At 73.7% G+C, this 12,443-nt stretch carries 14 protein-coding genes; 4 read left to right on the forward strand and 10 right to left on the reverse strand.

The genetic code is table 11. The annotated features are described in order from the left end of the window. Together ACFWVC_RS34840 and ACFWVC_RS34845 are read left to right on the forward strand one after the other, a co-directional pair. Positions 1-941 (forward strand): class I SAM-dependent methyltransferase (locus tag ACFWVC_RS34840; protein WP_384296817.1); only part of this gene is annotated, 941 nt, incomplete at its 5' end. Next, on the forward strand, positions 938-1,747 hold the full coding sequence (locus tag ACFWVC_RS34845; RefSeq protein WP_384296820.1) for a DUF1295 domain-containing protein: 810 nt from the start codon (positions 938-940) through the stop codon (positions 1,745-1,747). The genes ACFWVC_RS34840 and ACFWVC_RS34845, both read left to right, overlap by 4 nt. Here ACFWVC_RS34845 and ACFWVC_RS34850 read toward each other — a convergent pair. The 3 genes from ACFWVC_RS34850 to ACFWVC_RS34860 all read right to left on the reverse strand — a co-directional run bounded on the left by ACFWVC_RS34850 (position 1,660) and on the right by ACFWVC_RS34860 (position 4,448). Then, a complete protein-coding gene (locus ACFWVC_RS34850; protein WP_384296825.1) occupies positions 1,660-3,018 on the reverse strand; it encodes a cryptochrome/photolyase family protein in 1,359 nt (452 codons plus the stop codon). The genes ACFWVC_RS34845 and ACFWVC_RS34850 overlap by 88 nt on opposite strands. Before the next feature lie 93 nt (positions 3,019-3,111). Beyond that, the gene (locus tag ACFWVC_RS34855) at positions 3,112-3,891 is read right to left on the reverse strand and encodes an anti-sigma factor domain-containing protein (protein ID WP_384296828.1); all 780 of its coding nucleotides are present in this window, start codon (positions 3,889-3,891) and stop codon (positions 3,112-3,114) included. Continuing rightward, entirely contained in the window at positions 3,888-4,448 is a 561-nt protein-coding gene (locus ACFWVC_RS34860) for a sigma-70 family RNA polymerase sigma factor (RefSeq protein WP_384296909.1), read from the reverse strand. The genes ACFWVC_RS34855 and ACFWVC_RS34860 overlap by 4 nt, the downstream gene beginning before the upstream one ends. 144 nt (positions 4,449-4,592) lie before the next feature. Here ACFWVC_RS34860 and ACFWVC_RS34865 point away from each other — a divergent pair, with 144 nt between their 5' ends. Further along, positions 4,593-5,489, forward strand: a complete 897-nt coding sequence (locus ACFWVC_RS34865) for an NAD(P)-dependent oxidoreductase (RefSeq protein WP_384296831.1) — start codon at positions 4,593-4,595, stop codon at positions 5,487-5,489. Between the two features lie 35 nt (positions 5,490-5,524). On the opposite strand, the gene ACFWVC_RS34870 is transcribed toward ACFWVC_RS34865, so the two are convergent. The 3 genes from ACFWVC_RS34870 to ACFWVC_RS34880 all read right to left on the reverse strand — a co-directional run bounded on the left by ACFWVC_RS34870 (position 5,525) and on the right by ACFWVC_RS34880 (position 7,660). After that, positions 5,525-6,286 carry a hypothetical protein gene (locus ACFWVC_RS34870; RefSeq protein WP_384296835.1) on the reverse strand — a complete coding sequence of 254 codons (762 nt, stop codon included), beginning with the start codon at positions 6,284-6,286 and terminating at the stop codon, positions 5,525-5,527. Positions 6,287-6,289: 3 nt separating this feature from the next. After that, on the reverse strand, positions 6,290-6,985 hold the full coding sequence (locus ACFWVC_RS34875) for a hypothetical protein (RefSeq protein WP_384296840.1): 696 nt from the start codon (positions 6,983-6,985) through the stop codon (positions 6,290-6,292). A 72-nt stretch (positions 6,986-7,057) separates the two neighbouring features. After that, a complete protein-coding gene (locus tag ACFWVC_RS34880) occupies positions 7,058-7,660 on the reverse strand; it encodes a TetR/AcrR family transcriptional regulator (RefSeq protein ID WP_384296843.1) in 603 nt (200 codons plus the stop codon). Between the two features lie 63 nt (positions 7,661-7,723). Between ACFWVC_RS34880 and ACFWVC_RS34885 the strand changes: the two genes are divergently transcribed. Then, entirely contained in the window at positions 7,724-8,689 is a 966-nt protein-coding gene (locus ACFWVC_RS34885; RefSeq protein WP_384296846.1) for a beta-ketoacyl-ACP synthase 3, read from the forward strand. An 83-nt stretch (positions 8,690-8,772) separates the two neighbouring features. Here the strand turns inward: ACFWVC_RS34885 and fabF are convergent, their stop codons facing one another. The 4 genes from fabF to ACFWVC_RS34905 form a co-directional block, all read right to left on the reverse strand. Next, the gene (gene fabF, locus ACFWVC_RS34890) at positions 8,773-10,035 is read right to left on the reverse strand and encodes a beta-ketoacyl-ACP synthase II (protein WP_384296849.1); all 1,263 of its coding nucleotides are present in this window, start codon (positions 10,033-10,035) and stop codon (positions 8,773-8,775) included. Between the two features lie 64 nt (positions 10,036-10,099). After that, the gene (locus tag ACFWVC_RS34895) at positions 10,100-10,348 is read right to left on the reverse strand and encodes an acyl carrier protein (protein WP_319662619.1); all 249 of its coding nucleotides are present in this window, start codon (positions 10,346-10,348) and stop codon (positions 10,100-10,102) included. A 75-nt stretch (positions 10,349-10,423) separates the two neighbouring features. Further along, a complete protein-coding gene (locus ACFWVC_RS34900; protein ID WP_384296853.1) occupies positions 10,424-11,458 on the reverse strand; it encodes a ketoacyl-ACP synthase III in 1,035 nt (344 codons plus the stop codon). Between the two features lie 14 nt (positions 11,459-11,472). Then, on the reverse strand, positions 11,473-12,396 hold the full coding sequence (locus ACFWVC_RS34905; protein ID WP_384296857.1) for an ACP S-malonyltransferase: 924 nt from the start codon (positions 12,394-12,396) through the stop codon (positions 11,473-11,475). Positions 12,397-12,443: the final 47 nt, after the last annotated feature.

Raw genomic sequence — 12,443 nt, forward strand, 5'->3', positions numbered from 1 at the left:
GCCCCCGGCCGCCCGCCCCGCGCGGCCGGGCGCGGCTGGGCGGGACGCTGCACAGCCGGGGCCGCGACCGCGCCGCCATCAGCCACCACTACGACCTGTCCAACGAGTTCTACGAGCTGCTCCTCGACCCCTCCATGGCGTACTCCTGCGCCTACTGGACCCGCGCCGACGACCCCGCGTACGGCCTCGCCGACGCCCAGCGCGACAAGCTGGAACTGATCTGCCGCAAGCTCGGGCTGCGCCCCGGCATGCGGCTGCTGGACATCGGCTGCGGCTGGGGCGCGCTGTCCCTGTACGCCGCCGAGACCCACCGCGCCCAGGTGCACGCGGTCACCTTGTCGGCCGCCCAGCGCGACGCCGTCCAGGCCCGTATCCGCGAGCGCGGCCTGGAGGAGTACGTACGGGTCGAACTGCGCGACTACCGCGACCTGGAGGGCAGCGGCGGCTACGAGGCGGTCACCGCGATCGAGATGGGCGAGCACGTCGGCGACGAGCACTACCCCGCCTTCGCCGCGACGCTGCACCGCGTGCTGCGCCCCCACGGACGGGCCCTGGTGCAGCAGATGTCCCGCGGCCGGGTCGCGCCCGGCGGCGGCGCGTTCATCGAGACGTACATCGCCCCCGACATGCACATGCGCCCCCTCGGTCGCACCGTCGCCCTGCTGGAGGACGCCGGGCTGGAGGTGCGCGCCGTGGAGTCGCTGCGCGAGCACTACGTGCGCACGGTACGGGCCTGGCTGGCCACGCTGGAGGCGCGCCGGCCCGAGTTCGTGGCGCTGGCGGGCGAGGAGACCGCCCGCGTGTGGCGGCTGTACCTGGCCGGCGGCGCGCTGGCCTTCGCCGAACGGCGCATGGGCGTCGACCAGATCCTCGCGGTGCGGCCCACCGGGGACGGCGGCACCGGGATGCCGGACACGCAGGACGGATGGTACGGGCGATGATGACCCTCGCGGCGGCGGGCGCGGCGCTCGCGGTGATGCTGGTGGCCTTCGCGGTCGGCCGGGTCCGCGGCATGCACCGGTACGTCGACATCGCGTGGGGCGCCGCCTTCGCGGCCGTCGGGGTGGTGGCGTACGTGATGTCGGCCGGGCACGGGGACCCGGCCCGGCGCGCGCTGGTGCTCGTGATGGTGGCGGTGTGGGGGCTGCGGCTGGCCGCCCACATCGCCTGGCGGGGCCGAGGGCACGGCGAGGACCCGCGGTACGAGGCCCTGTTGGACAAGGCGCCGGGCAACCGCACGATGTACGCCCTGCGCATGGTCTACCTGCTGCAGGCCGCCCTGGTCTGGCTGGTCTCCCTGCCGGTCCAGGCGGCCTCGTACATCCCCGGCCCGCTCGGTCCGGCCGCCGCGGTGGGCGTCGTGCTGTGGGCGGCCGGCCTGTTCTTCGAGGCGGTCGGCGACCGTCAACTGGCGCGTTTCAAGGCCGACCCCGCGAACCGGGGGCGGATCATGGACCGCGGGCTGTGGAGCTGGACGCGGCACCCCAACTACTTCGGCGACTTCCTCGTCTGGTGGGGACTCTTCGCCCTGACCTGCGACGCCTGGCAGGCCGCAGCCGCCACCGTGGTCTCCCCGCTGGTGATGAGCCTGCTGCTGATCCGCGGCAGCGGCAAGGCCCTGCTGGAGCGGCACATGGAGGGCCGCCCCGGCTGGGCGGACTACGTCTCCCGCACCTCGGGTTTCTTTCCCCGGCCGCCGCGGAAGCGGGCGGCGCCCTCGTCCAGGTCCACAAGCGGCGGCGGATAGTCCAGCTCGCGGCGCCGCTCCTCCGGCAGCAGCCAGGGCCGGTGGACGGCGCCGCCCGGCACGCCGGCCAGTTCCGGCAGCCAGTGGCGGACGTACTCCCCGTCGGGGTCGAATCGGCGGGCCTGCGTCAGCGGGTTGAGGATGCGGTTGGGGCGGGTGTCGGTGCCGGTGCCCGCCACCCACTGCCAGTTGAGCTGGTTGTTGGCCACGTCGCCGTCCACCAGCAGGCTCAGGAAGTGCGCGGCGCCGACCCGCCAGTCCACGTACAGCGTCTTGGTCAGGAAGCTGCCCACCAGCAGCCGGGCCCGGTTGTGCATCCATCCCTCGTGCCGCAGCTGCCGCATCGCCGCGTCCACGATCGGGTAGCCCGTGCGGCCCTCGCGCCAGGCCTCGGCCTCCGGGCCGTCGCCGTGCCAGTCGTCGTGACGGGGGCGCAGATCGCGGTGGGCGGCGTCCGGGCGGGCGGCGAGCACCTGGTGGTGGAAGTCGCGCCAGGCCAGCTGCCGTACGAAGCCGCCGTGGGCGCCGGCCGCGAGCTCCGTGGCGGACAGGCAGCCGAAGTGCAGGTACGGGGAGAGCCGCGAGGTCCCGTCGCCCGCCAGGTCGTCGTGGCGTTCTTCGTACGCGTCCACGCCGCCGCCCGAGCGCCAGGCGCTCCAGCGGCGCCGGCCCTCGCTCTCCCCGCCGGCGGGCAGCCCGGGGGAGACCCCGTGCGGCGCGTCCGGCACCGCGAGCGAGCGCGGGCCCTCCGGCACCCGGACCACCCGCGGCGCGCCGAGCACGTCCCTGACCTCCGCCTGCTCCCAGCGCCGGAAGTACGGGGTGAACACCTCGAAGCGGTCCTTCCCGGCCGGCGCGAGGGCCCCGGGCGGCACGACGGTCAGCACGCCGTCGTGCACCCGCAGCTCCCGCCGCGCCCCCTCCAGGGCCTCGCGCAGCCGTGTCTCCCGCCGGGCCGCGTAGCCGCTCACCCCGGCCGCGACATGCACCTGCCGCGCGCCGGTCTCCTCCGCGACCCGGCACACCTCGTCCACCACGTCCCCCGCGCGGACGACCAGCCGCCCCCCGCGGTCCCGCAGCCGCCGGTCCAGGTCCGCCAGGCACTCCACCAGGAACGCCCGCCGGTTCGGCACCGCGAACCCGGCCGCCTCGACCCCGTCGTCCAGCACGAACAACGGCACGACCTCGTCCGCGGCGTTCAGCGCCGCACGCAGCACGGGGTTGTCGTGCACCCGCAGATCCGCGGTGAACAAACAGACGGCCACGGACACGCGCGCACCTCGCCCTTGATTGCCCTTCTTCTCACCCGAGCCTAGGCCGCCCCCGCACCGCGCCCCCGCATTCGCCCGGGCGCGTCCCCCCGGTCAGGCCTTCGCGAAGGACATGAGCGCGAGCGGCTGTGTCGTGGGCCGGGTCGAGCCGCCCGCCGGTTCGACGGTGATGCCCATGCCGGAGGCGTCGCCGACGGGGCCGTCGAGGAGGACGGCCTCGCTGGTGCCCGGGGTGGGGCGGGGGACGAGCCCGGCGGAGCGCATCGTGCCGCCCGCGTCGGAGAACCAGAGCTGGTAGACACGGCCCCCGGACAGTGAGGGCAGGCCCTGGGCGAAGAAGACGGCGCGGTCCTGGCTCCGGGAGACGACGACGGTGCCACTGGCGCCGCCGGAGAGCTTCCCGGAGGTGGCGGACGCGTCGGGCGCGGCGAGGACGCGCGCGACGGACTCCGCGCCGGCCTGCGCCTGCCGGGCCTCCTGCCGGGCGTCGCCGAGTTGCTGCTGCTGCCAGACGGCGACGCCGCCGAGCGCGGCCGCGGCCACCAGGCAGGCGGCCAGGGCGAAGCGGGTGAGCAGCGGCGTGCGCGGGGCACGGCGGACGCGGCGGCGGTCGCGGACCGGGACCTCGGTCACGCGCGGCGGCTCCTGCCGGACGGTGGCGATCCGCCGCATCACCTCGTCCTTCATGCGCGGCGGCGCGGGTTCGGCCGCGGCGAGGCCGAGCCGGGCGGCGGTCGCGGCGAGCTCGCGCACCTCCAGGGCGCAGGGCTCACAGTCCGTCAGATGACTCTCGAACTCGGCACGCTCGTGCCGGTCCAGGGCGTCCAGGGCGTACGCCCCGGTGAGGGTGTGGAGCTCGGCGTTGGTGCTCACGCGGCCACCCCCAGGCAGTCACGCAGCCGGATGAGACCGTCCCTTAGCCGGGTCTTGACCGTCCCCAGCGGCAGCGACAGCAGTTCGGCGACCTCGCGGTAGGTCAGGCCGCGGTAGTACGCCAGCATCACCGACTGGTGCTGCAGTTCGGTGAGGGTGCGCATGCAGCGCCGCACCTGCTCCCGTTCGAGCCGGGCCTCGACCTGCTCGGTCACCTCGTCGTACGCGGGCGTGCGGTCCAGCAGGGCCGCCTTGTGCTCGCGGTCGGCGGCGGCGCTCGCCGACCGGACGCGGTCGACCGCGCGGCGGTGGGCCAGGGTCATCACCCAGGTCATCGCACTGCCTTTCTCCGGGCGGAAGCGGGCCGCCGTGCGCCAGACCTCCACCAGGACCTCCTGCGCGACCTCCTCGGACTGCGCGGGGTCGCGCAGCACGCCGCGGACCAGCCCCAGCACCGGTCCGCTCACCGCGTCGTACAGCCGGGCGAAGGCCTCCTGGTCGCCGCGCGCGACGGCGAGCAGCAGTTCCGTGAGGTCCGGTCCCTGGCGGGCGGGCATGCCGATTCGCACCGGTTCCCTCTCCACATCTCCCGCTTTCGTCGATTCCGCTGTCGTGGTCGTGTCATCGCTCCGACACACAGTCTCCCGTCCGGCATTCGGCGCCGCGAGCGGTTCGGATTGGTCCGTCGTACGGTGGCTCTCATGTCCGACACCACCTCAGTAGCAGTTCTCGGCACCGGGATCATGGGTGCCGCCATGGCCCGCAATCTCGTCAAGGCCGGCCTCGACGTCCGTGTGTGGAACCGTACGAGCGGCAAGGCCGAATCGCTCGCCAAGGACGGCGCCCGCGTCGCCGTCACCCCCGCGGAGGCCGTGGAGGGCGCGGACGTCGTGCTCACCATCCTCCACGACGGCCCTGCCGCCCTGGAGACGATGCGGCAGGCGGCGCCCGCGCTCCGGCCCGGCACGGTCTGGGCGCAGGCCACGACGGCCGGGGTCGACGCGCTCGGCCCCTTCGCCGAGTTCGCCGCCGAGCACGGCCTCGTCTTCGTCGACTCGCCGGTCCTCGGCACGAAGCAGCCGGCCGAGGCCGGGCAGCTCCTGGTGCTGGCGGCAGGGCCGCAGGAGGCGCGGCCTGCGCTGGAGCCGGTCTACGGCGCCATCGGCAGCCGCACCGTATGGGTGGGCGAGGACGCCGCGGGAGGCGCGGCCAGCCGGCTCAAGCTCGTGATCAACAGCTGGGTGCTCACCGTCACCCACGGCGTCGCCGAGGCCCTGGCGCTGGCCGAAGGACTCGGGGTCGAGCCCCGCGGCTTCCTGGACGCGGTGGCCGGCGGCGGCCTCGACATGGGCTACCTGCGGGCGAAGGCCGACGTCATCCTGGGCGGCGACTTCACGCCCAGCTTCGCGGTGCGGACCGCCGAGAAGGACGCCCGGCTGGTCGTGGCGGCCGGGGAGGCCGCCGGGGTCCGCCTCGACGTGGCCGCGGCCGGCGCGGAGCGCTTCCGGCGGGCGGTGGCCCAGGGCCACGGCGAGGAGGACATGGCGGCCACCTGGTTCGCGAGTTTCGGGGACGGCGAGGACACGAAGCAGGCGTAGGCCGCCGCCCCGTGGCGGGGGCGGCGGCGCGCCGCCTATCCCACGTGGGGGAAGAGGGCCGCGAAGGACGCCGCCGCATCGGCGGCGTCCCGTCCGTAGGGCGCGTTGAAGTCCCAGATGAGGAAGAGGAGGAAGGCGATCAGGGCGCTGTAGAGCCCGGCCAGGATCAACTCCCGTCGGGAGCGGCGGATCTGCAGGGTGAAGATCAGCCCCACCGCGACCAGGCCGCCCACGATCAGCCCGAACCACACCACGCCGGGCATGGTGGGCCCGGAGCTGTCGGCGCGTGCGTTGCGTGCGTCGTCGGCGGCGGCCACCTGGTCGACGACGGGCTGGTAGGCCTGGTTGGCCAGCGGGCTGCGCGGCTCGAACGAGGTCACGTCGCGGCGCACCACGCCCAGCAGGTCGCTGCCGCGCTGGGTGTTGTCGCCGTGCTTGATCATGTACGGGATCTCCTTGTGCACGACGTACGACACATAGGCGTCGACGTCCTCGCGCACCCGGTCGCGGACCGCGGCCGGGTACACCTGGACCCGCTCCTGGACCTCGTGCAGTGCCTGCGCCTCACGGCGCGCGGCGTCCTCGGCGGCGCCGCGCCCCTCCCAGACGCCGGCGATGGCCAGGCCCAGGACGATCGCGTAGACCACGCCGATCATCATCGTCATGTACTCGATGACGTCCGGGGTCTCGCTGGGGTCGTCGTCATCGCCCAGCCGGCGGTGGTTGATGGCCACGATGCTCAGCACGACCACGCAGCTCGCGGCCATTCCGATGGCCAGGACAAGCCAGTCCGACATGCGTCACCTCCGGGAACGAGCTTGGGAACGGGGTTTCAGCGCGGCGGCCGACAGCACCGCGGGCGCGGTGATCAGCAGCATCAGATGGACGAGGCTCGGCCCCTCGGGCGGCGGCAGCGCGGTGACCTTGTGGTAGGCGACCGGCGGCAGTTCGACCCGGCGGGTGGGGGCCGGCGTCGGCGTAGGGGTGGGCGTCGGGGTCGGGGTCGGTGTGGGCGGCGGTGTCGGGGTCGGGGTGGGCGCCGGCCGCTGCCGTACGGGCGCGGCGGGCGCGGGGGTCGGTTTCGGGCGCGGGGCCGGTCCGCACGGATGCCGCCAGGACACCGAGCCCCGCGCGCCCGAGGCGTCCGTGGAGGCGTCCACGGAGGCCTGGTAGCGGGGGCAGTGCTCGCGTCGTACGCGGGCCGACGAGCCCCCGGGGCCGGTCTGGGCCTCCACGGTGTCACCGCCGTGCCGGATCCGGACGCGGGTCCGAGGCGTCCCTCCCGTTCCCCCTTCGGGACCCGTCTCCACGCGGACGGCGCCGCCGCCCGTCTCCACCCGTACGGAGCCGTCCGGCAGGATCCGCACGACCGGCGGACCCGGGACCCCGGGGCGGTCGTCGGCGTGGGCCGTTCCCGCGCCCCCAGGACCCCCCGGACCCAGCACCACCAGCACGGCGGCCGCCGTGAGGCCGGCCCCCCTCAGCCATATGGTCATGTCCGAGATGTTGTGCGGCGGGACGCCCAACCATCCGGCAATTCGGGCCAATCCCCCCGAAGGGCTGATTCGTCAGCGCAGAACGCGGCGCAGCGCACGCCGGGCGCGGTCGGGGGCGCTCCGGTCGCCGAAGAGCTGGACGGCGTGATTGAGCGCGAAGTAGACGCCGTTGAGCTCGAACACGACCTGGTCGGGATCGGTGTCCGGGGGCAGTTCGCCCTGCTCGACGGCGGCCCGAAGATCCCGCACCAGGCGCCGCTTCCACACCGAGTACAGCCGTGCCACCGCGTCCCGTACCGGCCCCTCGCGCCCGTCGAACTCCACGGCGGAGGCGGTGAACAGGCAGCCGCCCGGGAACGCCTCCCGCTCGCGGTCGAGGTAGGTCACCCATGCCTCGCAGATCGCGGTCAGCCGGGCCAGGCCGGGCGGGCTGCCGGCGGCGGGCACCCACACGGCGCGGGTGAAGATCTCCGAGGCCCGGCGCAGGGCGGCGATCTGCAGCGCCTCCTTGGTGCCGAAGTGGCCCAGCAGCCCGGACTTGCTGATCCCGAGGTCGGTCGCGAGCCGACCGATGGTCAGGCCCTCCAGGCCCTCCACGGAGGCGACCGCGACGCTGCGTTCGATGATCCGCTCGCGGGTGTGGCGGGCCTCGGTGGCTGACTTGCGTGGGCTCATGCCGCCATCGTAGCGAGCCGGCCCGCTTTAGAGTCCGATCGGTCGGTCGCTATAGTTCCCGGCATGACCTCGACCCGTATCGTCGCCCTCGGCCACCACCAGCCCGAACGCGTCCTCACCAACGACGACTTGGCCGCCATGGTCGACACCAGCGACGCCTGGATCCGGCAGCGCACCGGCATCGCCACCCGCCGCATCGCCCGCGACGACGAAACGGTCGCCGACATGGCGACGGCCGCCGCAGGCAAGGCCCTGGCCGCCGCGGGCCTGGCGCCCGCCGACATCGACCTCGTCGTCGTGGCCACTTCCAGTGCCATCGACCGCTCCCCGAGTACCGCCGCCCAGGTCGCCGCCCGGCTCGGGGCGGCCGCGCCCGCCTCCTACGACCTCAACAACGCCTGTGCGGGCTTCACCACCGCGCTGGCCGCCGCCGACCACTCCGTGCGCGCGGGGGCCGCGCGGCACGCGCTCGTCATCGGCGCCGAGAAGATGTCCGACCTCACCGACTGGACCGACCGCAGCACCTGCGTCCTGCTCGGCGACGGTGCCGGGGCGGCCGTCCTCAGCGCGGTCCCGGACGCCCCTGACGGGCCTGAGGGGCTCCAGGGCGTCGGCCCGGTGGTCTGGGGCTCCGATCCCACCCGCGCGGACGCCGTACGGCTCGCAGGCGCCTGGCAGCCGCGCTTCGCCCAGGACGGCCAGGCGGTCTTCCGCTGGGCCACCACGACCCTCGCCCCGATCGCGGAGGAGGCCTGCCGGCGCGCCGGCGTCGCCGTGGCCGATCTCGGCGGCATCGTGACCCACCAGGCCAACCTGCGCATCATCGAGTCGGTGGTCCGTCAACTCGGCGCCACGGACGCCGTGGTGGCCAAGGACGTCGTCGACTCGGGCAACACCTCGGCCGCCTCCGTCCCGCTGGCCTTCTCCAAGCTCGTCGAGCGCGGCGACCTCGCGCCCGGCGCCCCCGTGCTGCTGCTCGGCTTCGGCGGCGGGCTCTCCTGGGCGGGACAGGTCGTCAGCTGCCCCTGACCGGGCGTCCGCCCGCAACGCCGAGGGCCGGCCCGCCGCTCACGCGGTGGGCCGGCCCTCGGGTCGTGCGCTCGGTGCCGCCGTCAGACGGTACGCAGGGCCAGGACGACGTTGTGGCCGCCGAAGCCGAAGGAGTTGTTGACGGCCACGATCTGACCGTCCGGCAGCTTGCGGGCCTCGCCGGAGACCAGGCCCGGCTCGATCTCGTCGTCGAGGTCGGTGAGGTTGATGGTCGGCGGGGCCGTGCGGTGGTACAGGGCCTGGACGGTCGCGACCGTCTCGATGCCGCCCGCGCCGCCCAGGAGGTGACCGGTCATCGACTTGGTGGCCGAGATGGCCACGTGGTCGAGGTGGTCGCCGAGGACCTTGCGCAGCGCCTTGACCTCCGCGATGTCACCCTGCGGGGTGGACGTGGCGTGCGCGTTGAGGTGGTGGATCTGCGCCGGGTCGATGCCCGTGGCGGTCAGCAGCTGCTCCAGCGCGGCGGCGATGCCGCGGCCGGTGGGCTCCGGCTGGGCGATGTGGTGGGCGTCGGCCGACAGGCCCTGGCCCAGCACCTCGGCGTAGACCTTGGCGCCGCGCTTGGCGGCGTGCTCGGCCGACTCCAGGATGACCACGCCCGCGCCCTCGCCGAGGACGAAGCCGTTGCGGGCCTTGTCGTACGGGCGGGAGGCGCCCTGCGGGTCCTCGTTGTTCTTGGACATCGCCATCATGTTGGCGAAGGCGGCGATCGGCAGCGGGTGGATGGCCGCCTCGGTGCCGCCGGCGACGACCACGTCGGCACGGCCGGAGCGGATCATCTCGTACGCGTAGCCGACGGCCTCCGCGCCCGAGGCGCAGGCGCTGACCGGGGTGTGCACACCGGCGCGGGCGTTGACCTCCAGGCCGACGTTGGCGGAGGGGCTGTTGGGCATCAGCATCGGCACGGTGTGCGGGGACACCTTGCGCGGGCCGGACGCCAGGAGGACGTCGTACTGGTCGAGCAGGGTGGTGACGCCGCCGATGCCGGAGGCGATGACCGCGCCCAGACGGTCGGGGTCGATCGAGTTGTCCTCGCCGGCCTTGGCGGTGAAGCCGGCGTCGGCCCACGCCTCACGGGTGGCGATGAGTGCGAACTGGGCCGAGCGGTCGAGCTTGCGTGCGACCGGGCGGGGCAGAACCTCCAGCGGCTCCACGGCGATCTGCGCCGCGATGCGCACCGGCAGCTCGGCTGCCCAGTCCTGGGTCAGGGCGGTGACGCCGGAACGGCCGGCGAGCAGCCCCTCCCAGCTCGACGCGCTGTCCCCGCCCAGCGGAGTGGTTGCGCCGATACCGGTGACGACCACGGAGTGATTGGTCGGGCTCACAGGGATTGTCTCTCCACGTCTAGAAGGGCGGGCGACAGACACGTCGTCCGGGAACCGGCCTTGATCAGGCCTGAGCCTTGAGGATGTAGTCGACGGCGTCGCCGACGGTCTTGAGCTGCTTGACGTCGTCGTCCGGGATCTTCACCTCGAAGCGCTCCTCGGCGGCGACGACGACCTCGACCATGGACAGCGAGTCGACGTCCAGGTCGTCGGTGAAGGACTTGTCCAGCTGGACGTCCTCGGTGGGGATGCCGGCGATCTCGTTCACGATCTCGGCGAGACCCTCGACGATCTCTTCCTGGGTGGCGGCCATTGCGGCGCTCTCCTTCTTCGGTGCTGTTACTACGGGCTGCGGCGGGCGGGAGTGCGCCGCCGCGTGGGGTGTTGCCTAGGGGAGGGTAACGACCGTGGCGGCGTAGACGAGACCCGCCCCGAAGCCGATGATCAGGGCCGTGTCGCCGCTCTTGGCCTGTCCGGTGGCCAGCAGGCGCTCCATCGCGAGCGGAATCGACGCGGCCGAGGTGTTGCCGGTGGTCTCGATGTCACGGGCCACGGCGACGTGTTCGGGGAGCTTGAGCGCCTTGATCATCGAGTCGATGATCCGCATGTTGGCCTGGTGCGGAATGAAGACGTCCAGGTCGTCCGCGGTGATCCCGGCGGCGTCCAGCGCCTCCTGGGCGACCTTGGCCATCTCGAAGACCGCCCAGCGGAAGACCGTCTGGCCCTCCTGGGTGATCGCCGGGAACTTCACCTGTCCGTCGGCGTCCACCGGGAGCTGTGCGACATCACCCACTCGGAAGCGGTCCCATGCGACGGTCTGGGTGATGGTGTTGGACTTGTCGCCCTCGGAACCCCACACCGTCGGGCCGATCTCCGGCTCGTCGGCGGGGCCGATGACGACCGCGCCGGCACCGTCGCCGAAGAGGAAGGCGGTGGCGCGGTCGGACTTGTCGGTCAGGTCGCTCAGCCGCTCGACGCCGATCACCAGGACGTGCTTGGCGCTGCCCTCGGTGACCATGCCCTTGGCGAGCGTCACGGCGTACGTGAAGCCGGCGCAGCCCGCGGAGATGTCGAAGGCGGCCGGCTTGACGGCACCGATCCGGTGCGCGATCTCGGTCGCGACCGCCGGGGTCTGCTTGAAGTGGGAGACCGTGGCGACGATGACACCGCCGATGTCCTCGGCGGAGATCCCCGCGTCCGCGATGGCCTTGCCCGCCGCGATCACGGACATCTCGGAGACCGTCTCGTCCGGGCCGGCCCAGTGGCGGGAGGCGATGCCGGAGCGGGAGCGGATCCACTCGTCGCTGGAGTCGATGTGCTCCAGGATGACCTCGTTGGTCACCACACGGGTCGGCCGGTAGCCGCCGACTCCCATGATCCGTGCGTACGGGGAGCCCTTGGCGGGCTTGATCTTCGCGGTCATGTCTGCGAGGACTCCTATTCCTGGGTGCCGTGCTCGGCGACGATCGCGCGGGCGGCATCGAGGTCGTCGGGGGTCTTGAGGGCCAGGGTCGCGACGCCGGGCAGCGCGCGCTTGGCCAGGCCCACCAGAGTGCCACCCGGCACCAGCTCGATCACGGCGGTGACGCCGAGTTCCTTGAAGGTGTCCATGCACAGGTCCCACCGCACGGGGTTGGAGACCTGCGACACCAGCCGGGAAACGATCTCGCTGCCGCCGGTGACGACCTTGCCGTCGGTGTTGGACACGTACGGCAGCGCCGGGTCGGAGACCTCCAGCGTGCCCGCCAGCGCGTCCAGGGTGGCCACGGCCGGGGCCATGTGGTGGGTGTGGAAGGCGCCCGCCACCTTCAGCGGGATCACCCGCGCCTTCTCCGGCTTGTCCGCGGTCAGCGCGGCCAGCTGCGCGGCCGTGCCGGCCGCGACGATCTGGCCGGCACCGTTGATGTTCGCCGGGGTGAGCCCGAGCTTCTCCAGGTGCGCCACGACCGTGTCCGGGTCCCCGCCGAGCACCGCCGACATGCCGGTCTCGGTGACGGCGGCGGCCGCGGCCATCGCCGTGCTGCGGGTGCGGACGAACGCCATCGCCGCGTCGGCGCTCAGCACCCCGCCGATCGCGGCAGCCGTGATCTCGCCGACGCTGTGGCCGGCCACCGCGTGCGGCGCGCCGGCGCCGGGCAGCAGCCGCTCCGCCGCGACCAGGCCGGCGGCGACCAGCAGCGGCTGGGCGACGGCCGTGTCACGGATCTCCTCCGCTTCGGCCTTGGTGCCGTAGTGGGCGAGATCGAGCCCGGCGGTCGCGGAGAGTTCCGCGAGGCGGTCCGAGACGCCGGGCAGATCGAGCCATGGGGCGAGGAAGCCGGGGGTCTGAGCACCCTGGCCGGGAGCGACGAGTACGAGCACGCTTTCAACTCTCTCTTGAGCGAGGTCGTCCCCGCCCGTGAGGACAG

It is taken from the genome of Streptomyces sp. NPDC058691 (genome assembly GCF_042714775.1).
Classification (GTDB): domain Bacteria; phylum Actinomycetota; class Actinomycetes; order Streptomycetales; family Streptomycetaceae; genus Actinacidiphila.

Excerpts from the sequence above, each read along its gene's own strand:
- ACFWVC_RS34845 (WP_384296820.1), top strand. The coding sequence starts at position 938 with ATGATGACCCTCGCGGCGGCGGGCGCGGCGCTCGCGGTGATGCTGGTG.
- ACFWVC_RS34860 (WP_384296909.1), bottom strand. The coding sequence starts at position 4,448 with ATGCCCGCCCGCCAGGGACCGGACCTCACGGAACTGCTGCTCGCCGTC.
- ACFWVC_RS34865 (WP_384296831.1), top strand. The coding sequence starts at position 4,593 with ATGTCCGACACCACCTCAGTAGCAGTTCTCGGCACCGGGATCATGGGT.
- ACFWVC_RS34870 (WP_384296835.1), bottom strand. The coding sequence starts at position 6,286 with ATGTCGGACTGGCTTGTCCTGGCCATCGGAATGGCCGCGAGCTGCGTG.
- ACFWVC_RS34875 (WP_384296840.1), bottom strand. The coding sequence starts at position 6,985 with ATGACCATATGGCTGAGGGGGGCCGGCCTCACGGCGGCCGCCGTGCTG.
- ACFWVC_RS34880 (WP_384296843.1), bottom strand. The coding sequence starts at position 7,660 with ATGAGCCCACGCAAGTCAGCCACCGAGGCCCGCCACACCCGCGAGCGG.
- ACFWVC_RS34885 (WP_384296846.1), top strand. The coding sequence starts at position 7,724 with ATGACCTCGACCCGTATCGTCGCCCTCGGCCACCACCAGCCCGAACGC.
- ACFWVC_RS34895 (WP_319662619.1), bottom strand. The coding sequence starts at position 10,348 with ATGGCCGCCACCCAGGAAGAGATCGTCGAGGGTCTCGCCGAGATCGTG.
- ACFWVC_RS34900 (WP_384296853.1), bottom strand. The coding sequence starts at position 11,458 with ATGACCGCGAAGATCAAGCCCGCCAAGGGCTCCCCGTACGCACGGATC.